Source organism: Streptomyces sp. NPDC059850 (genome assembly GCF_042731515.1).
Taxonomy (GTDB): Bacteria; Actinomycetota; Actinomycetes; order Streptomycetales; family Streptomycetaceae; genus Streptomyces.
This window is the reverse complement of the sequence record NZ_JBHWJI010000037.1, coordinates 1-18,807: the sequence shown is the minus strand read 5'-3', so window position 1 is coordinate 18,807 and position 18,807 is coordinate 1. Positions and strand designations below refer to the sequence as shown.

Below are 18,807 nucleotides of genomic sequence, written 5' to 3'. Positions count from 1 at the left end.
GGACGCCGTACGGCGGTACGACGCCGCACCGCTCACCCCGGCGGCTCGCGGCGCCACGGCCGCTCCGCGTCGCAGCCGCACATCTCCCGCGACAGCTCGTCCACCAGCTCGACCAGATCCGTCGGCCGGTCCGGTGACCACCAGTCGCCCAGCAGCTCGGCCAGCGACGCCTCGCGCGCGCGGAAGAGGCGGTCCGCGACCTCCCGGCCCCTGGGGGTCAGGGTCAGGTCGAGCCCGTAGCGCACGCCGAGCCCGCGCTCCTCGATCTGGCGCGCCGCGCCGGTGATGGCCCGCAGCGGTACGGGCGTGCGCTCGGCCAGCACGGCGGGCTCGACCGAGCCGTAGTGGCGGATGCGCAGCAGCATCCAGCTGGCGGCCGGGAGCAGGTCGAACCCGGCCCGCTCGGTGATGTCGACGTAGATCCTGCGGCGGCCCTCGCGGCTGCCCAGCAGCGACAGGGCCCGCGCGCACTCGTCGTACGAGGAGCGCTCGACGGGGTTGCTGGCCAGTATCTCGCCGCCCTCCGGCGCGGTGACGCTGGCCCGCAGCGGCTCCTCCCGCAGGAACCAGGCGAGGACGAAGGCGAGCAGCACGACCGGGACCGCGTACAGGAACACGTCGGTGATGGAGAAGGCGTACGCCTGCACCACCCCGGTCCGGTCCCCCGGTGGCAGCCGACCGAGGGCGCGGGGGTCGGCGGCGAGCCCGGCGGGGGTGATGCCCGGCGGCAGCGGCCGCCCGGCGAGCGCGTCGGCGATCTTGGGGGTGAGGTTGCCCGCGAAGATCGACCCGAAGACGGACACGCCGAAGGACGCGCCGATGGAGCGGAAGAAGGTCGCGCCGGAGGTGGCGACGCCCAGGTCCTGGTAGCTCACCGAGTTCTGCACGATCAGCACCAGCACCTGGATGACCAGTCCGAGCCCGCAGCCGAAGACGAAGAAGTAGACGCTGGTCTCGACGACCCCGCTGGTCGCGCGCAGCTGGTGCAGGAGCAGCAGCCCGATGCCGGTCACGGCGGTGCCCAGGATCGGGAAGACCTTGTAGCGGCCGGTGCGGCTGACCAGTTCGCCGGAGACGGTGGAGCACAACAGCATGCCGAGGACCATCGGCAGCATATGGACGCCGGAGAGGGTCGGCGAGACGCCCTGGACCACCTGGAGGAAGGTCGGCAGATAGATCATGCTGCCGAACATCGCGAAGCCGACGACGAAGCCGATCACCGCGCAGAGCGTGAAGGTGCGGCTGCGGAAGAGCTTCAGCGGCAGCACCGGTTCGGCGGCCCGCCGCTCCACGTGCACGAAGGCGACCAGCAGGACGGCGCCGAGCGCCGCGAGCCCGAGGATCTGCCAGGACCCCCAGCCGAAGCTGACGCCGCCGAGCGAGGCCATCAGGACCAGCGTGGCGGCCACCCCGGCGATGAGGGCGGTGCCGAGGTAGTCGATGGTGTGGCGGGTGCGGCCGACCGGGATGTGCAGGACGGAGGCGATGACGAGGAGCGCGACGACGCCGACGGGGATGTTGATGTAGAACACCCAGCGCCAGCTGAGCTGGTCGACGAAGAGCCCGCCGAGCAGCGGACCCAGCACACTGGTGCAGCTGAAGACGGCGCCGAAGAGACCCTGGTAGCGGCCGCGTTCACGGGGCGGGACGATATCGCCGACGATGGCCATCGACAGCACGATCAGCCCGCCGCCGCCCAGCCCCTGGAGCCCGCGGAAGGCGATCAGCTGCCCCATGTCCTGGGCGAGCCCGCACAGCGCCGACCCGGCCAGGAAGATGACGATCGCGGCCTGGAAGAGCTTCTTGCGCCCGTACTGGTCGCCGAGCTTGCCCCACAGCGGGGTGGCGGCGGTGGAGGCGAGCAGATAGGCGGTCACCACCCAGGACAGATGGTCGAGACCGCCGAGGTCGCTGACGATGGTCGGCAGCGCGGTGGAGACGATGGTCTGGTCGAGCGCCGCGAGCAGCATGCCGAGCAGCAGCGCGCCGATGGCCACCAGGACCGTGCGCTTCGGCCCGCCCTCCTCGGGGCCCGGCACCACGGGGTCCGGGGCCGGAGTCGGGCGACCGGCGTCGTGCGCCATGACGACTCCTCGGACTCCTCGGCTGCTCGCCCTCCCATCCTCACCCCAACGCGCCCTTTATGCCCTGTTACGGTCGGCCGGGCCGGTTCGTCCGTGACGTGACCCGCACCTCCCCTGACGACGAACGCATGCGCGGAAGCCGATCAGATGCGCATAATCGCAGCGAAATACAGGGAGGGAAATTACGTGACGGCAGATTCCTGCCCGCACTGCTACGCGCCGGTCCGCGCGGGCCGAGCCAGTTGTGCGTGCGGCGCACGCGCCACCACGACGGGCCGGGCGACCGGCCCCGTGCTCGGCGTACACAGTGCGCAGACCACCGACGACCAGACGACCGACGCCCGGGCGACCGGCGGACGGGCGGCCCGACGGGCGGCCCGCACCGCGCAGGCCGACGGCCAGCCGCGCGCCGTACGTCCGTACCTCAGGCTCTCCGGCGACCGCTCGGGCGGACCCCGTCCGCGCGACGTCGGGAAGTTCTTCCGCAAGGCGAAGGCCGAGGCGGAACCCGGACCGGCGGAAGCCGCCGCGGCGGAGGCCGGACCGCAGCACGGCCAGGGGCCCACATCGCAGCCCGGAGCGCAGTTCGGACCGCAGTCCGCGGCGCGGCCCGGCGCGGAGGGGAACGCCGCCGACGAGACCCAGGTGATCGACCGCATCGCACCCATCACCCCGGTCGACCGCATCACGCCCGGAGGGCCCGTCGACCGCACCCGGGTGATCGACCGCATCACCGCGGCGGGCCGTCGCGACAGCGACGCGCCGGGAGCCGCCGGGGACGGCGTCGAGGCAGCCGCCTTCAAGGGAGCGGGACGCGGCGGCGGGACCGACCGGCCCCACGACGAGACCCTCAGCAGCGCCGACGACGACGGCGGCCGCCACCGCAAGAACCGCCGCAAGCCCGTCGCCACGGCGGTCGCGGGGGCCGCCGCGGTGGTCGTGGCCGGAACGCTGGCCTTCACCACCGGCCTGCTCGGCGGGAACAGGGACAGCGGCAAGCGCGGCGACGGCGCGCTCGCCGATACGCAGACCAGCACCCCGGACCTGCCGCCCGCCGAGGACGAGGGCGCCACCCCGCCCAGCAGTTCTCCGCCGACCAAGAAGAAGAAGCCCAGCTCCCCACCGTCCCCGGCGAAGCCGCCGAGCACGAGCCGGAGCCAGAACCGGGTGGCCCCACCGGCGCCGACCACGCCCGCGGCGCCGCCCACGACCAACCGCCCGACCACCCCGCAGACGCCGGAAGACCCGGGTACGCCCAGCACACCGGAGAAGACGAAGGAGCCGACCAAGCCGCCGACCAGCGAGCCCCCGAAGACTCCCGAACCCACTGGCCCCCCGGTGCTCAGCGAGGGTGACAGCGGGGCCGAGGTCGAGGAGCTGCAGAAGCGGCTGACCCAGCTGCTGATGTACATCGGCATCGCGGACGGCAAGTACGACGACGGGCTGAAGGACGCGGTCGCGGCGTACCAGGACCGGTACGGCATCGAGGACGACCCGGAGGGCGTCTACGGCGAGAACACCCGCCTCGACCTCGAATCCCGGACCGACGAACCGTAGACCGACGTCGAGCGCGAGAGGGGTGGGTGACGGGTGGGTGTCGAAAGACACCCCCGGCCCCTGGCGTACGGGCGGGCCGCTTTGTATCGTAGAGGAACAAAGTGGTTCCGCCCGTTTTCCCTGACCGGCGGGCGGAGCCACTTGTGTCTCTTTGGCCTGCCCGCGCTGCCCGCCTCCCGCCGCGCCCTGGAGTCCCCCATGCCGCTCACCGCCCGCGCCCTGCTGCTCGACATGGACGGCACGCTGGTGAACTCGGACGCCGTGGTCGAGCGCTACTGGCGGATCTGGGCCACCGAACAGGGGCTGGACCCGGCCGACGTGCTCCAGGTGGTCCATGGCCGCCAGGCGCACGCCACCATGGCGGCCCTGCTGCCGGACCGGCCCACGGAGCGGAACCTGGCCGACAACCGGTGGATGCTCGAACGGGAGACCACCGACCTCGACGGCGTCGTACCGATCACCGGCGCACCCGCCTTCATGGCCGCGCTCGCCGGTGTGCCGCACGCCCTCGTCACCTCCGCCGACGACGGCCTCGCCCGGGCCAGGATGGGCGCGGCCGGACTGCCGCTGCCCACCGTCCTGGTGACGGCGGAGCGGGTCGGGGCGAGCAAGCCGGACCCGGAGGGCTTCCTGAAGGGCGCCGCCGAACTGGGCTTCGCGCCGCGGGACTGCGTGGTCTTCGAGGACTCGGAGGTCGGCATCGCGGCGGGCCGGGCGGCCGGGATGCGCGTGGTCGGCGTCGGACCGCGCGCCGCGGCCCACGCGCCGGACGCCCACGTACGGGACCTGGCACAGCTGCGGGTCGAGGCGCTGCCCGGCGACGAGGGCCTGCGGCTGCACCTCGCGGACGTCGCTGACATCGCCGACTGAGCGCGGCCCGCGCCCGTATACGCCTACGGGACCGGGCCGCTCACACCGCTCAGCCGCCTACGCCGCCACGGCCTCGTACAGGCTGAAGCCGCCCAGCGCCAGCATCACCAGCGCCGCGACCTTCGTGATCAGCCGCAGCGGTACGTACTTCATCAGGGTGCGGCCGCCCAGGATGCCGAGCGCCGCGACCGCCCACAGAGCCAGCACCGCGCCGACGCCGACCGACACCGGGTCCTCGTAGCGGGCGGCGAGGTTGGCGGTCATGATCTGGGTGAGATCGCCGAACTCGGCGACCAGGATCAGCATGAAGCCCGCCCCGGAGACCTTCCAGAACGACTGGTCGGCGGGCTTGGTGACCTCCTCCTCGTCCTCGTCCTTCTTCAGCAGCAGCATCGCCGCGCCGCCGAGGAAGAGCAGGCCGACGATCGTCTGGAGCAGCCGGTGCGGCAGCAGCCCGAGCACGCTGCCCGCCGCGATGGCGATCCCGACGTGGACGGCGAAGGCGGCGGCGACGCCCGCGAAGACGTACGAGGCGCGGTAGCGGGTGCCGAGCATCAGCCCGGCCAGGGCGGTCTTGTCGGGCAGCTCGGCGAGGAAGACGACGCCGAAGACCACGGCGGCGACGGTGAAGCTGAACACGGGCTGGATACCTCTTAGGGTCGGGCCGCACCGAGGGGCCCGGGGAAAGGGGTCGCTTCGGCACGGCAGCGTCGGACACTGCGGCCGAAGGTCTCGCTGGCGTACGCGCCCCGCCCGATGCGGCGGCGGCCTCGTACGCTCCGGGCGCCGGCTCGCACCTCTAGGTCCTGTCCGTCGGGTCTTCGTGGATCAGGCCGCGGCGTCTGGTGCCGTGCATCGCAAGGCGGAGGATCGTCCTCGTACTGGGCGTACTCGGACGACTCCGACAACGCAGCGAGGCGCGGTGCCAGGCGTCGGGGCCCCGCGAAGATCCGTCGGGCAGGGCCTGGGGGGCGGGCAGTATGTCGACGGTCCGGCGAGGAGCTACTCCCCTTCTGCTGCCGACCAGCCTACGGGACACCTCCGGCGCGACCGCCCGCGGGTCCGCCACCAGGCACGACCGGGGGCGGCGCGGCGGCGGCGCGGCGGCGGCGCGAGGGGGCGGAACGGTGGCACACGGCCCCGCCTCGGCGGGCGACGGCGGCGCCGGAGCGCGACCGCCACCCCTCCACTCGCGGAAGCCCCTTGCGTTGACATGACCGCGTCGCCACTCTGTTACCTGGCGCCCGCCCCACCGACACCTGGCGCCACCACGATGGCCGCGTTGCCGTGGCCAACGACCCCCCACTCCTAGGGAGTTCGCATGTCGCACATGCATGACCGCCGGCGCGTCTACGCGCGTCGCGCCGCCGTCTTCGGCGGGTTCGCAGGGCTGCTGGGCACGCTGGTACTCAGCGGACCCTCCGCCCAGGCGGCCCCGCCCACCCCGCCGAGCGCCGCCACCGCCCGCACCCAGCTGGCCGCCCTGACGGTCAAGGCCGAGGGGTCGTCCGACGGTTACAGCCGGGACAAGTTCCCGCACTGGATCACCCAGAGCGGCGCCTGCAATACCCGCGAGGTAGTCCTCAAGCGGGACGGTACGAACGTCCAGACCGACTCCAGCTGCGCCGCCACCAGCGGCACCTGGAAGTCCGCGTACGACGGCGAGTCCTGGACCGCCGCCTCCGACGTGGACATCGACCACGTGATCCCGCTCTCCGAGGCCTGGAAGTCCGGCGCCAGCAGCTGGACCACCGCCCAGCGCCAGGAGCTGGCCAACGACCTGTCCCACTCGCAGCTGATAGCCGTGACGGACAACGTCAACCAGGCCAAGGGCGACAAGGACCCGGCCAAGTGGCTGCCGCCGCTGTCCTCGTACCACTGCATGTACGCGCGCATGTGGGTCTCGGTGAAGTCCACCTACAAGCTCAGCGTCGACTCGGCGGAGAAGTCCGCGCTGAGCGGCATCCTCAACAGCTGCTGATCGGCTGACGACCAGCGGAACCGCGACGCCGCCCCCGTCGTTCCGTACCTTACGACGCCGTCCGTACCGTACGGGCGTACGGTACGGAACGCGGAGCGACGGAGGAGGGCCGGATGGCCGGGCTGCGCCTGGGACCACTGCTGCGGCACGTGGACTGGGAGACGGGGACGGACGCGACCGTCTGGGTGGAGGCCGACCGGCCCTGCGAGGCCGAGGTGCGCTGCGCCGACGGCGCGGGCGGCACGGCCCGCACCTGGCAGATCGCCGGGCATCACTACGCGCTGATCCCGGTCACCGGGCTGCGGCCGGGCGGTGAGACGGCGTACCGGGTGCTGCTGGACGGCGAGCAGGTGTGGCCGCTGCCGGACTCCCGCTTCCCGGATTCCACGATCCGTACGCCCCACGTGTCCGATGGCCCGGCTGATGGTCCTGAGCCCGTCCGTGTCGCCTTCGGCTCCTGCCGCTGGGCCGCGCCGCCGTCCGACGCCTCGCACGACCCGGTGGGGCCCGACGCGCTGGACACCCTCGCGCACACCCTCGCCACCTCGTCCGACGCCCCGCGCCCCGATGTGCTCGTCCTGTTGGGCGACCAGGTGTACGCGGACGAGACGTCCGAGGAGACCCGCCGCTGGCTCGCCGCCCGCCGCGATCTGTCGGAGCCGCCGGGCGACCAGGTCGCGGACTACGAGGAATACACGCGGCTGTACTACGAGTCGTGGCTCGACCCCGAGGTGCGGTGGCTGCTGTCCACCGTGCCCAGCCTGATGATCTTCGATGATCACGACGTGATAGACGATTGGAACACCAGCGAGGCGTGGCTGAACCGGATGCGCACCACCCCGTGGTGGCGCGAGCGCATCCTGAGCGGTCTGATGTCGTACTGGGTGCACCAGCACCTGGGCAACCTCTCCCCCGCCGAACTCGCCGCCGACGGCCTGTTCGCGGCGGTGCGGGACACCGAGGACGGCACGGAGGCGCTGCGGGCCTTCGCCTCCCGGGCCGACGCCGACCCCTCGTACACCCGGTGGAGCTACCGCCGCGACTTCGGCCCGGTGCGGCTGCTGATGGTCGACACGCGCGGCGCCCGGGTGCTGGGCGAGGGCGCGCGGGCCATGGTGGACGACAAGGAGCTGGCCTGGGTGCGGCAGCAGGCCCTGGACGGGGTCGGGTCGTACGACCACCTCCTCATCGGCACCTCGCTGCCCTGGCTGCTGCCGCACTTCGTGCATGACGTGGAGGCGTGGAACGCCTCGGTGTGCGGCGGGCGGCGCGGGGCGCGCTGGGCGCGGATCGGCGAGGATCTGCGGCAGCGCGGCGACTTGGAGCACTGGGCCGCCTTCCCCGAGTCCTTCGACGCCCTGACCGATCTGATCGCCGAGGTCGGCGAGGGACCGGACGCGCCCGCGACGATCAATGTGCTGTCGGGCGATGTGCACCACGCGTACATCGCCGAACCGGACTGGTCCCGCTGGCCGCGCCGCCCGGTCAGCGAGGTCCGCCAGCTGACCTGCTCCCCGGTGCACAACAGCATCCACGCCTCGATCCGGGTCGGCTTCCGCTTCGGCTGGAGCCGGGCTGGCCGCGCGCTGGGCCGTCTCTTCACCCGCCACGGCCGCGTCCCGAAGCCCCGGCTGAGCTGGCGCAAGACCGGCGGCCCCTGGTTCGGCAACCAGCTGATGACGCTGACGCTCCAGGGCAGAACCGCGCGACTGCGCCTGGACCAGGCCGTTTCGTCACCGGAGCCCCATCTGACCACCCCGCTGCGGACGTCCTGGCCGTAAGACCTGCGCATACCGCCGGAGTGATACAGGACACAACGGAGGGAGACGTTCCGGCCCGCAGGGGGAAACCCGGGGAGCGAACGGCATGATGGGCGAAATCCTGCGTCACATCTGCCCCGGGAGAAACACCTTGGCCGGAGACCCCCACGCCATAGCCATCGTCGGGGCCGGTCCCCGTGGCACCAGCGTGCTGGAGCGCCTCTGCGCCTCCGCGCCGGAGCTGACGCCCGGGACCCGGCTGACCGTGCACCTCGTGGACCCGTCCCCGCCGGGCGCGGGACGGGTGTGGCGGACGGCGCAGCCGGGCGAGTTGCTGATGAACACCGTCGCCTCGCAGGTGACCCTGTTCACCGACGAGAGCGTCGAGTGCGACGGCCCGATACGCACCGGGCCGAGCCTGTACGAGTGGGCCACCGGCCACGGCACCGACCCCGGCGACGACGCCCCCGCCCCGTCCCTCGGCCCCGACGACTATCCGAGCCGCGCCCTCTACGGCCGCTACCTGGAGTGGGTGTTCGCCGAGGTCGTCCGTACCGCCCCGGACGCCGTCACCGTCCGCCCGCACCCGGCCCGCGCCATCGGCCTGGCGGAGGCGGCGGACGGCACCCAGAGCCTGGCCCTCGACGACGGCACGCGCCTCGGTGGACTGCGCGCCGTCGTTCTGGCCCAGGGTCATCTGCCGTGCACCCCCGACGAGACGGAGCGGCGGCTCGGCGCCCACGCGGCCCGGTACGGGCTGCGCTACTACCCGCCCGCCAACCCCGCCGATGTCGACTTGTCGCCCATCGCGCCCGGTGAGCCCGTACTGCTCCGCGGCCTCGGCCTCAACTTCTTCGACCACATGGCGCTGCTCACCGAGGGCCGCGGCGGTTCGTTCAGCGCTGTCGCCGACGGGTTGGTCTACCACCCCTCCGGCCGCGAGCCACGGCTGTTCGCGGGCTCGCGGCGCGGCATTCCGTACCACGCCCGCGGCGACAACGCGAAGGGCGCGCACGGCCGTCACACCCCGCTGCTGCTGACCCCGGACGTCCTCGGCGGCTTCCGCAAGCGGGCGGAATCCGGCGATCCGCCGGACTTCCTCACGGAGGTGTGGCCGCTGGTGGCGAAGGAGGCCGAAACCGTCTACTACGAGGCTCTGCTGTCCCGCCAAAGCCCGGGCGCCCCACCGCACTTCCGGCGTCACTTTTTGGCCACGTCGCACGGGTCGGCCGAAGAGGCCGACGTGCTGCTGGCGTTCGGTATCCCGGCAACCGGGCGCTGGTGCTGGGAGACGATCTCGCAGCCCCACCGCGAACAAAAGTTCACCACGCGTGACGCCTTCCGGCGGTGGCTGCTGGCCTACGCGCGCGCGGACGCGGCCCACGCCCGGCTCGGCAATGTCACCGGTCCGGTCAAGGCCGCGCTCGACGTCCTGCGCGATCTCCGTAACGAGGTGCGGCAGATCGTCGACCACGGCGGGCTCACCGGGTCCTCGCGGCGGACCCATCTCGACCGCTGGTACACCCCGCTGAACGCGTTCCTGTCGATCGGCCCGCCGCGCCGCCGGATCGAGGAGATGGCCGCGCTGATCGAGGCGGGGGTGCTGGAGATCCTTGGTCCGGGTCTGGACGTCACGTCCAAAACACCTGATGGGCCGTCAGGCCAATCCGGGTTCACCGCCCGCTCGACCCTCATCCCCGGCCCTGCGGTGGTCGCCCGGACCCTGATCGAGGCGCGGCTGCCGGAACCGGATCTGCGCCGCACTGCCGACCCGCTGCTGAACGGACTGTTCCGCTCCGGGCAGTGCCGACCGCACCGCGTGGACGGCTACGAGACGGGCGGACTGGACGTCACCCCGGCCCCCTTCCGGATCGTGGACGCGCAGGGACGGCCGCATCCGCGCCGGTTCGCGGTCGGCGTGCCGACGGAGGGCGTCCACTGGGTGACGGCGGCGGGGGCGCGCCCCGGCGTGAATTCGGTCACGCTGTGCGACACGGACGCGGTGGCGCGGGCCGCGCTGAGCCTCGTCACGGCGCCCGAACCGCGCCGGAAAACCGCGCCGATGTGCGCCGTTGGGCTCTGAGGAGCAGCCCCCGGCACGGCCCCGAAGGCCCTTCCCTGGCCCTCACATTGGCAGGTTCTTGAACTTGCAACAAAAGATGAGGGGAACCTAACCTGTCGGTCCGTTGTTTCTCCGTCCCCAGGAACAAGGAGCAATCCCCTCATGTCCCCCGACACCTCTCCACGCTCACTCGACGGCCTGCTGGACAGCGGCAGACCGTACGCACTCTCCCTCTTCCGGATCGTCGTCGGCCTGCTCTTCTTCTGCCACGGCGCCTCGTCGCTGCTCGGCTGGATGGGCGGCGCGATGGGCACCGGCAAGACCCTCGAAGCGGGCACCTGGCCCGGCTGGTACGCCGCGGTGATCCAGCTCGTCGGCGGCGCCCTGGTGATGCTCGGACTCGGCACCCGCGTCGCCGCGTTCATCTGCTCGGGCTCGATGGCCTACGCGTACTTCCACGAGCACCAGCCGGAGAAGCTGTGGCCGCTCCAGAACGGCGGCGAGGCCTCGGCCATGTTCTGCTGGGCGTTCCTGCTCCTCGTCTTCACCGGCCCGGGCCCCTGGGCGCTGGACCGGATCTTCGGTTCGTCCCGTACGGCCTCGGCGGCGGCCGAACCGCGGCGCCAGCCGAGCGCGGTCTGACCGACGGGTCGCCGTAACACGACCGTGAACTTGTGGTGAATCGCGCCATGCGGGGCCACGTGCCCCGCATGGCGTGATTCGAACAGCATCGTCACCCCTTACCGGTATCCTCGATCGTCACAGGCGTACGCTGTATGGCTGTAAGGCCGCTCCCGCCCGCTCCACGCGGACGAGGACGCGGCGGCGGGGGAACGGGATCGGGAGAAGAACGTTGTTGGAACATTTGGGGCTGCTGACCAACACCCCATGGATCTACGCAGTCATCGCGGCTTCGGTCCTGCTCGATGTCTTTCTGCCCGTCCTGCCGAGCGGCTTCCTCGTCATCACGGCCGCCACCGCCGCCGCCGGAACCACCGTCGACCCGGTCGGCGTGGTGCGCCAGGCGGACGCGGCCGACTTCCCCGAGATGTTCGCCCTGCTGCTGTGCGCGGCGACCGCGTCCGTCCTCGGCGACATGGTCGCCTACCGGCTGGCCTGGCGCGGCAGCGACCGGCTCGACCGGGCCATCGCCCGCTCCCGCCGACTCACCTCGGCCCAGGAGAAGTTGGGCACCGCGCTGGTGCGCGGCGGCGGACCGCTCGTCGTCATAGCGCGCTTCGCCCCCGCCGGGCGGTCGGTCGTCAGCCTGAGCGCGGGCGCGGCACACCGTCGGGTGACGGAATTCCTGCCCTGGTCGGTGGTGGCCGGTCTCGCCTGGGCCGCGTACAGTGTGGCGCTCGGCTACGTCGGCGGCCAGTGGCTCGGCGCCAGCTGGCTGGGCACGGCGGTGTCGGTCCTCGCGCTGTTCGCGGCGGGCGCGGGCGCGGCGTATGTGATGAAGCGTCCGGCCGAGGACGAGGCCGGGCAGCTCGCGGCCCCGGTGGCCACGGTCCCGGCGCCGTAGCGTCCGCGGGGCCGGTAAGGACCACAGGGGCTACCTGTGCGGCCGATTACGGATCACCCCGGAATTGCCGTTACGGTCCTCCCCATGCGACTCATGCGTCCCATGCGTCACTTCGTCCTCCCGGTCCCCGCGTGCTGAGCCGTGCCGCCGGGATGTTCGCGGCGTTCGTCGCCGGCCTCGCGCTGGTCATCGCCGCGATCCTCGTCGTACGGCAGATCATGACGCCCTCCGAGCCCAAGCTGCCCGTCATCCCGGACGCCCGGCGCGCGATCGTGGAGCGCGCGGCGAAGGTCTGCGCCCCGCTGAGCGTGCCGCTGCTGGCCGCGCAGATCCACGCGGAGAGCAATTGGCGGCCTGACGCGGACTCCGGACACGCCCAGGGCATCTCGCAGTTCGCCCCGGACACCTGGAAGGAGTGGGGGCGGGACGGCAGCGGCGACGGCAAGGCCGACATCTGGGAGCCCCGGGACGCCATCCCCTCGCAGGCGCACTACATGTGCCATCTGTACGGCGTGGTCGAGGAACTGCCCGGCAACCGGACCCGGCTCGCCCTGGCCGCGTACAACGCCGGGCCGGGCGCGGTGCTCAGGGCGCGCGGCGTCCCGACCATCCACGAGACCCGCGGCTACGTCGACAAGATCATCAACACGCTGCTGCCCAAGTACCGGAAGAGCGAGACGGTCTACCAGCGGAGCGAGGCGAAGCGCGAGCGTGCCCGCAGTGCCTCGCCCTCCGCCTCCGCCTCGCCCTCCCCGCGGCCTCCGTCCCCGCTCTCCGCTCTCTCCCCACGGGCTAGCCGCCCGCGGCTATGAAGTCCTCCACGGCCCGGACGAGTTCCAGCGGCGTCTCGTCGGCGGGGTAGTGCCCCGCCGACGCCAGCTCGACCAGGTCGGCGTTGGCGTACCAGCGCAGCCAGGTCTGGCGCATCACCTCCGCGGTGAGCGCCGGATCATGGGCGCCGACCACCACCCGCACCGGCAGCTCGGCGCCGTCCACGTCCTCGTGGAAGTCCTCCAGCGCCCAGGAGTCCAGCCACGCCCGGAACGCCTTGGCGTCGCTGTGCTCCAGCGAATGCCGCACCATCAGATCGAGCCAGGCGTCCGGATGGCGCCCGCCGGTGGTGATGTCGATGATCGCGCGCCGGGACTCGGGCCGGTCGGCGGCCGACGCGAACAGCTCCCACTGCTCGCCCTCCATCGGCACCCCGCTCGCCGGTACGGGAGCCACCCCGACCAGCCGCCGGACCCGGTGCGGGGCCGCCGCCAGCACGCGCTGGACGACGGCGCCGCCCATCGAGTGCCCGAGCAGCGAGAACCGCTCCCACTCCAGATGATCGGCGAGCGCGAGCAGATCCCGGCCCGCCTCGCTGGTGGTGTACGCGCCGGGGACGTCGCGGGCCTCCCCGTAGCCGCGCAGATCGGGCAGTACGTAGGTGAAGGCGCGCCGGTCGATGTGCGGCAGCATCGCGGCGTAGGCGGCGCGGTCCGAGAACCAGCCGTGCACCGCCATGACATGGTGCGGGCCTTCGCCGACGGTCTCGTACGGTGGAACGAGGGGTGGAACGAGCGGTCCCATGGCACCTCCGGTCCCAGTCGAATGCGGGCACGCGGCGCGCGCCCGCTGGTGGACAACGGTGGCGTCTCGCGCGGAAGTGGGCAAGCCCGGTGCGCATATGCGCTGGGCGTCACCCGTACGGGTCACCCATACGGCCCACCATGACGGCTCACACCAAGGCTCACCCGTATGACGGGCCGCCCGCGCCGGTCCGCGTGTCCGGCCGTACCCGCCGGGCGGTCCGTAGTGTCATGGCCGCTGTGGTGCGCGAGGGAGTGGGCGAGGACGAGAGCGAGGGCGGCGGCGGGACGACCCGCACTCAGATGCCCCTACGCACCGCCGCCCTGACCCTCGCCGTGGCCGCGGTCTACTACGCGGGCGCCCAGCTCGGTCTCCTCCAGGAGCTGGTACGCGACCAGGTCACCCCGCTGTGGCCGCCGACCGGGATCGCCCTGGCCTGTCTGCTCCTGCTGGGCCCGCGCAGCTGGCCCGGGATCGCCCTCGGCGCCCTCGCGGTCAACGCCCCCATCGGGCCCGCGCCGCTCCCCGTTCTCGCGATCGTCGCGGGCAACACCCTGGCCCCGCTGTGCGCGTATCTGCTGCTGCGGCGCGCGGGCTTCCGTACGGAGCTGAACCGGCTGCGGGACGCGCTGGCCCTGGTCTTCCTCGGCGCCCTGGCCGGAATGCTGATCAGCTCCACGCTGGGCACCGCCGTCCTCGTCCTCGCGGACGCCCTCCCGGCGAGCGCCTTCTGGCCCACCTGGTCGGTGTGGTGGACCGGGGACGCGATGGGCGTCCTGGTGGTCACGCCCCTGCTGCTGGCCGCCCGCCGGGCCCGGCTGCCGCGCGGCGCCACCCCGTACCGCTGGCTGGAGGCGGCGGCGCTGCTCCTGGGCACGGCGGCCGTCATGCTGGTGGCCACCCGCTCGGCCGCCAGCCTGCTCTTCCTCGTCTTCCCCTTCCTCATCTGGGCCGCGCTCCGCTTCCAGCTCCCCGGCGCCGCGCCCTGCTCGCTCATCGTCACCGTCCTGGCGATCCAGGCCACGGCCGAGGGCGTCGGCCCCTTCACGGGGCATTCGCTGCTGACCCGGATGGTCACCCTCCAGGCCTTCAACGGCTCCACCACCCTGACCGCCCTGCTCCTCGCGGCGATCATCGCCGAGCGCGACCACACGCGGCGGCAGATCGAGCAGGTGTGCGTCCAACTCGCGGAGACCGTGGTGCGGCTGACCCCGGGCGAGCGGGAACCCGGCCGGTAGGTACGGCATCCAGCAGTCCGTACGCTCACACCCGGCTTCCGAAGGAACCCATGACCGCCGCGCAGGCCACCCGCCACCTCTATCTGACCCGGCACGGCGAGGCGACCCCGGACGAGCGCGCGCTGACGGACGACGGCCGCCGCCAGGCCGTCCTGCTCGGCAAGCGGCTCCGGAACGTCCCGCTGACCGCCCTCCACTACGGCCCGCTCCCCCGCGCCACCCAGACGGCACACCTGATCGCCGCCCAGCTGGGCGGCGTGCCCGCGCACGCGTGCGAGCCCGCCGGGGACTACGTCCCGCATACGCCGGAGCGCGCCGAACTGCCGCCGGACGCCGCCGACTTCCTCCTCGACTTCGTCCACCGCGTCCCGGCGGACGAACGCGCCCACGGCGCACGGCTGGCCCAAGAGGCCCTGGAGCGGTTCACGGGCCCGGTGCCCGGCACCGAGGACCACCACGAACTGGTCGTCACCCACAACTTCCTGATCGGCTGGCTCGTCCGCGCCGCACTCGACGCACCGCCCTGGCGCTGGCTGGGCCTCAACCACGACAACGCGGCCCTGACCGTGATCCGCTACCGCCCCGGCTTCCCCGCCTCCTTGCTCTTCTCCAACGACACATCACACCTGCCCGCCGTATAACCGGCCGCCCAGGGCACCGGGCACGGCGAGGCGTGCTCGGGGTCCGGGCAGATGACCCGGGTCAGCGCTTCCCGCACCTCATCCATCCGCGAACGGCCGCTGCGCGCCAGCCCGACCCGGACCTCGTACACCCCCCGCTCCCCCGGATCGGCACCCGGATACTGACACCGCCACTGCTGAGGCAGCTCCTCGTACAGCTCACGGTCTTCCACCGCGACCACCGCCAGCTCGTACGCCTCCGGGTCCTCGTCCAGCAGCCGGTGGAACCCGCCGACGACCCGCGCGAGATCACCCTCGGTCGCGTACACCCCGATCCGTACGACGAAGTCGTCCTCCGCGCCGCCGCTCAGTAGTAGCCCCTCCCACCGTCGATCAGCTCCCGCATCGCATCCATATGCCCGACGTGCCGGGCGGTCTCCTCGATCATGTGGAACACGATCCACCGCAGCGAGGCAGCGGCGACGGGCAGCGTCGGGTGCCGACCGACGTCGTCCAGCGTGTGGTCCGCGATGATCGCGTCCGACACCGCACACTGCTGCTCGTACTCGGAGAGCAGCTGGTCCAGCGGAACGCCCTCGACCCGCATGTCCGCGTCCTCGGGCCCCTCATCGAACTGCGGCCCCTCCGCGGGCCCACCCATCAGGACGACCTCGAACCAGAGGTGCTCGACCCACCGCATATGCGACACCACACCGGCCATCGTCATCAGCGGCGAGGCGGGCAGCACCGCCCGATGGGCATCCTCGGGCGACAGCCCCTCACACTTCCAGTGGACGATCGACCGCTGCATGTCCAGCCAACCGACCAACTGCGTCCGCTCATCGGCCTCGTACGCGGGCCTCACCCGGGCAGGAATCATGCCCGCCGACGCTACTCCTCCCCCTCGCACTCCGCACCGGAGTTTCCGCCAGACCGAATGACTGCCGGACCGAATGACTGCCGGACGAAGGCCGGACCCGTGCTGTAGGGCCCGGCCTTCCGCATCCGAGTCACGCGCAGCCCAGCAGCGTGAATAAGGACAGGAATCACGGTACGGCCCCCCACCGACAACCGCCGGAGCCTGTGGATAACCCACCCCCAACGGGTCACAGGGCTGTCCACAGTTCCTCGTGCAGCCCTTCCAGGGCGGTGTGGTCGTCGTTGGTGCCGGTGTGCGGCGCGGCGAACCAGCCGGCGTACTCGTCGATCTCGGACAGCCGCCAGTCCAGCGCGAACAGCTCGACCATCGCGGGGTCGGCGTGCAGGCGGTCGCCCGCGCACGCGCCCGCGCTCGCCGCGAGCAGATCAGCGTAGTCCCGCTCGCGCGGCGCGAGGGCCAGCGACTCCCAGTCGACCAGCCTCAGCCCGCGGGCGTCCACGACCTGGTTGGCGTGGTGCGGCTCGCCATGGGTCGGCACCCAGGAGTCCTGGTGGGCGCGGGCGAGGTCCGCCAGGTCGAAGTACCGGCCCGTCCAGCGCGCGATCGCCTCATCCCGGTCGGCGATCGCGCTCCGGGCTTCCTCCGCCAGCGGCCCGGACGTCCAGGGCCGGGCAGTGCGCACCCGTAGCTCCTCGGCGAACCCGGGCCCGACCCGCGGAGCCCACCGCCGCAGACCGTCCGGCGGCGCGGCGCCGTGCAGCGCCGCCAGCGCGGCGAGGACGTCCCGGACGTGGTCCGGATCGCGCGCCTCCGCCTCCGTCGGGGACCGCCCCTCCAGCCACGGCGTCACGCTGAGCACCCCGGCCCCGACGTCCACGGTGAACCGCCCGGACCGGGCGGGCAACGGCGCGCACACCACACCCAGCCCTGCGGCCCCCAGCGCCGCGGCCCCCGCGTACGCGGCCTCCAGCGACGCCTCGGTGTGCCGGGGCGCCAGCTGGTCCAACGTCACGAACAGCGCCGTCCCACCCCCGGCCACCCGCCAGTGGTGCGCGCCGAACCCCCAGGGCAGATAGCCCACCTCGACGGCCTCGGGCAGCCAGTGCGCGGCGACCGCACGCGCGACGGTCTCATCACTGATGAAAGAAGGACGGGACAGCACAAGACCCCACCCTAGAAATCGCACGGCCCGCCGTCACCCGAATTCGCGTCCCGCCCGGCGGCGCATGAGGCGGTCTTGCGAGGCGTCCCGCCTCTGTTGAAACTGCTCGCCAGGGGCACACCGGCGGGGGGAGACGCGATGGCGGCGCGACGAGGACGTAAGCGGTCGTTACGGCGGCTGAAGGCGCGGGTACGGCGCGGGGCCTGGTCCACCGGTGCCGCACTGCTGCTGATTCTGGCCCTGGCCTGGGACACGGTGTGGCCGTACGTCGCCGGAGCGGCCCTCGCAGCGCTGCTCTCCGGCGCCGTCTGGTGGCTGCGTACGACGCACCGCAAGACGGTCGCCGGGCATCGCGCCTGGCAGGCCGAGGAGGAGCACAAGGCGCGCGAGCGCTCCATGGCCGACGTCGACGCCATGACATGGCAGCGGTTCGAGCTGTACATCGCGGAGCTGTGCCGCCGCGACGGCTGCACACAGGTCATCGTCTCCGGGAAGGCGGGTGACCTGGGCGCCGACGTCATCGGCCTGATGCCGGACGGGCGGCGGCTGGTGATCCAGTGCAAGCACTACGCGGCGCACCGCACCGTATCGAGCGGAGACATGCAGAAGTTCCTGGGCACGGCGAAAGCCGAACACGGCGCGGACATCGCGGTCTTCGTCACCACGGCCAACTTCACGCGAGCGGCCCGGGCCCTGGCCGTGAAGCACGGCATCCTCGCCCTGCACCGCGACCTGCTCGGCGCCTGGGTCAGAGGGTCCACCCTGGAGTCCCTGGCCCCGCTCAACGGAGCGGGCAGCGGCCCGCCACGCGGCCGCCGAACGAGCGGAAACCCGGCGCGCAGGTCGTAACGGCGCATATCCCTTCCCGTGCAGATCATGCTGGACGACAGCGGCCGATCGTCTGAAGCGTTGTCAGTACGCGCGGCACGCACCTAGGTTGGCGGGCAGATGATGTTCGACCGGACGAGGGCGAGGAGGAGTCCGTCACCCATGGATCGCACGCGCTGGCACCCGCCGGAGAGCTTGTTCAACGCCGCGAACCGTGTCGTCCGCCCGCTGCTCCGGTCGCGGCTGCATCCGCTGGTGAGCGGGCGGCTCATGCTGCTCACCTATGCGGGCGCCAAGACCGGGCGCACCTTCGCGATCCCGGTGGCCTACTACCGATGGGCCCCCGACGAGCTGTGGGCCTTCGGCGCGCGGACCGGCTGGATGAGCAACTTCCGGAGCCCTCGCGCCGTACGCCTGCGGGTGCGCGGCCGGGAGGTGCGGGCCGAGGCCACGGCCGTCGAGGACCGCGAGCAGGTGGCGGGCCTGCTGGAGGAACTCGTCCGGCGCGACGGCCCCGGGTCGATCCGGGACCCGTTCGTCGGCTTCCCGCGCGACCGCCACCCGACGCACGAGGAGGCACTGGCGGCGGCGGACCGGGTACGCATCGCGCGCTTCCGCCTGTCGGCCGAGGCCTGACGCGGCTCGACCGGCCCAGACCTCAGGGC

At 72.6% G+C, this 18,807-nt stretch carries 18 protein-coding genes; 12 read left to right on the top strand and 6 right to left on the bottom strand.

From position 1 onward, the window contains the following. Positions 1-32: 32 nt before the first annotated feature. A complete protein-coding gene (locus tag ACFV9T_RS27270; RefSeq protein WP_385444797.1) occupies positions 33-2,084 on the bottom strand; it encodes a DHA2 family efflux MFS transporter permease subunit in 2,052 nt (683 codons plus the stop codon). A 186-nt stretch (positions 2,085-2,270) separates the two neighbouring features. On the opposite strand from ACFV9T_RS27270, the gene ACFV9T_RS27265 reads away from it, so the two are divergent. Beyond that, entirely contained in the window at positions 2,271-3,641 is a 1,371-nt protein-coding gene (locus ACFV9T_RS27265) for a peptidoglycan-binding protein (protein ID WP_385444795.1), read from the top strand. A 198-nt stretch (positions 3,642-3,839) separates the two neighbouring features. Then, on the top strand, positions 3,840-4,511 hold the full coding sequence (locus ACFV9T_RS27260) for an HAD-IA family hydrolase (RefSeq protein WP_385444927.1): 672 nt from the start codon (positions 3,840-3,842) through the stop codon (positions 4,509-4,511). 57 nt (positions 4,512-4,568) lie between these two features. Here the strand turns inward: ACFV9T_RS27260 and ACFV9T_RS27255 are convergent, their stop codons facing one another. Beyond that, positions 4,569-5,150 carry a TMEM165/GDT1 family protein gene (locus ACFV9T_RS27255; protein ID WP_385444793.1) on the bottom strand — a complete coding sequence of 194 codons (582 nt, stop codon included), beginning with the start codon at positions 5,148-5,150 and terminating at the stop codon, positions 4,569-4,571. A 682-nt stretch (positions 5,151-5,832) separates the two neighbouring features. Between ACFV9T_RS27255 and ACFV9T_RS27250 the strand changes: the two genes are divergently transcribed. From ACFV9T_RS27250 to ACFV9T_RS27225, 6 genes are all read left to right on the top strand, one after another. Beyond that, a complete protein-coding gene (locus tag ACFV9T_RS27250) occupies positions 5,833-6,492 on the top strand; it encodes an HNH endonuclease family protein (RefSeq protein WP_385444791.1) in 660 nt (219 codons plus the stop codon). 113 nt (positions 6,493-6,605) lie between these two features. Further along, a complete protein-coding gene (locus tag ACFV9T_RS27245) occupies positions 6,606-8,273 on the top strand; it encodes an alkaline phosphatase D family protein (protein WP_385444789.1) in 1,668 nt (555 codons plus the stop codon). An 85-nt stretch (positions 8,274-8,358) separates the two neighbouring features. Further along, positions 8,359-10,335 carry an FAD/NAD(P)-binding protein gene (locus tag ACFV9T_RS27240; protein ID WP_385444788.1) on the top strand — a complete coding sequence of 659 codons (1,977 nt, stop codon included), beginning with the start codon at positions 8,359-8,361 and terminating at the stop codon, positions 10,333-10,335. 141 nt (positions 10,336-10,476) lie between these two features. Then, a complete protein-coding gene (locus tag ACFV9T_RS27235) occupies positions 10,477-10,956 on the top strand; it encodes a DoxX family protein (protein ID WP_385444786.1) in 480 nt (159 codons plus the stop codon). A gap of 211 nt (positions 10,957-11,167) precedes the next feature. After that, complete coding sequence (locus tag ACFV9T_RS27230; RefSeq protein WP_385444785.1) at positions 11,168-11,839, top strand: DedA family protein; 672 nt, start codon at positions 11,168-11,170, stop codon at positions 11,837-11,839. A gap of 131 nt (positions 11,840-11,970) precedes the next feature. Next, complete coding sequence (locus ACFV9T_RS27225; protein WP_385444783.1) at positions 11,971-12,651, top strand: lytic transglycosylase domain-containing protein; 681 nt, start codon at positions 11,971-11,973, stop codon at positions 12,649-12,651. Here the strand turns inward: ACFV9T_RS27225 and ACFV9T_RS27220 are convergent. Next, positions 12,632-13,414 carry an alpha/beta fold hydrolase gene (locus ACFV9T_RS27220; RefSeq protein ID WP_385444781.1) on the bottom strand — a complete coding sequence of 261 codons (783 nt, stop codon included), beginning with the start codon at positions 13,412-13,414 and terminating at the stop codon, positions 12,632-12,634. The genes ACFV9T_RS27225 and ACFV9T_RS27220 overlap by 20 nt on opposite strands. Before the next feature lie 302 nt (positions 13,415-13,716). On the opposite strand from ACFV9T_RS27220, the gene ACFV9T_RS27215 reads away from it, so the two are divergent. Both ACFV9T_RS27215 and ACFV9T_RS27210 read left to right on the top strand, forming a co-directional pair. Further along, a complete protein-coding gene (locus ACFV9T_RS27215; protein ID WP_385444926.1) occupies positions 13,717-14,652 on the top strand; it encodes an MASE1 domain-containing protein in 936 nt (311 codons plus the stop codon). Between the two features lie 50 nt (positions 14,653-14,702). Further along, positions 14,703-15,293 carry a histidine phosphatase family protein gene (locus tag ACFV9T_RS27210; RefSeq protein WP_385444780.1) on the top strand — a complete coding sequence of 197 codons (591 nt, stop codon included), beginning with the start codon at positions 14,703-14,705 and terminating at the stop codon, positions 15,291-15,293. On the opposite strand, the gene ACFV9T_RS27205 is transcribed toward ACFV9T_RS27210, so the two are convergent. The 3 genes from ACFV9T_RS27205 to ACFV9T_RS27195 all read right to left on the bottom strand — a co-directional run bounded on the left by ACFV9T_RS27205 (position 15,227) and on the right by ACFV9T_RS27195 (position 17,314). Next, positions 15,227-15,601, bottom strand: a complete 375-nt coding sequence (locus ACFV9T_RS27205; protein WP_385444778.1) for a hypothetical protein — start codon at positions 15,599-15,601, stop codon at positions 15,227-15,229. The genes ACFV9T_RS27210 and ACFV9T_RS27205 overlap by 67 nt on opposite strands. 38 nt (positions 15,602-15,639) lie before the next feature. Further along, positions 15,640-16,152, bottom strand: coding sequence for a DinB family protein (locus ACFV9T_RS27200; protein WP_385444777.1), 513 nt, complete (start codon positions 16,150-16,152; stop codon positions 15,640-15,642). A 226-nt stretch (positions 16,153-16,378) separates the two neighbouring features. Continuing rightward, positions 16,379-17,314 carry a phosphotransferase family protein gene (locus ACFV9T_RS27195; protein ID WP_385444775.1) on the bottom strand — a complete coding sequence of 312 codons (936 nt, stop codon included), beginning with the start codon at positions 17,312-17,314 and terminating at the stop codon, positions 16,379-16,381. Between the two features lie 138 nt (positions 17,315-17,452). On the opposite strand from ACFV9T_RS27195, the gene ACFV9T_RS27190 reads away from it, so the two are divergent. Continuing rightward, positions 17,453-18,163 (top strand): restriction endonuclease, encoded by a 711-nt coding sequence (locus ACFV9T_RS27190; RefSeq protein ID WP_385444773.1) that lies wholly within the window; start codon positions 17,453-17,455, stop codon positions 18,161-18,163. A 141-nt stretch (positions 18,164-18,304) separates the two neighbouring features. Next, on the top strand, positions 18,305-18,778 hold the full coding sequence (locus ACFV9T_RS27185; RefSeq protein ID WP_385444771.1) for a nitroreductase/quinone reductase family protein: 474 nt from the start codon (positions 18,305-18,307) through the stop codon (positions 18,776-18,778). Positions 18,779-18,807 lie beyond the last annotated feature (29 nt).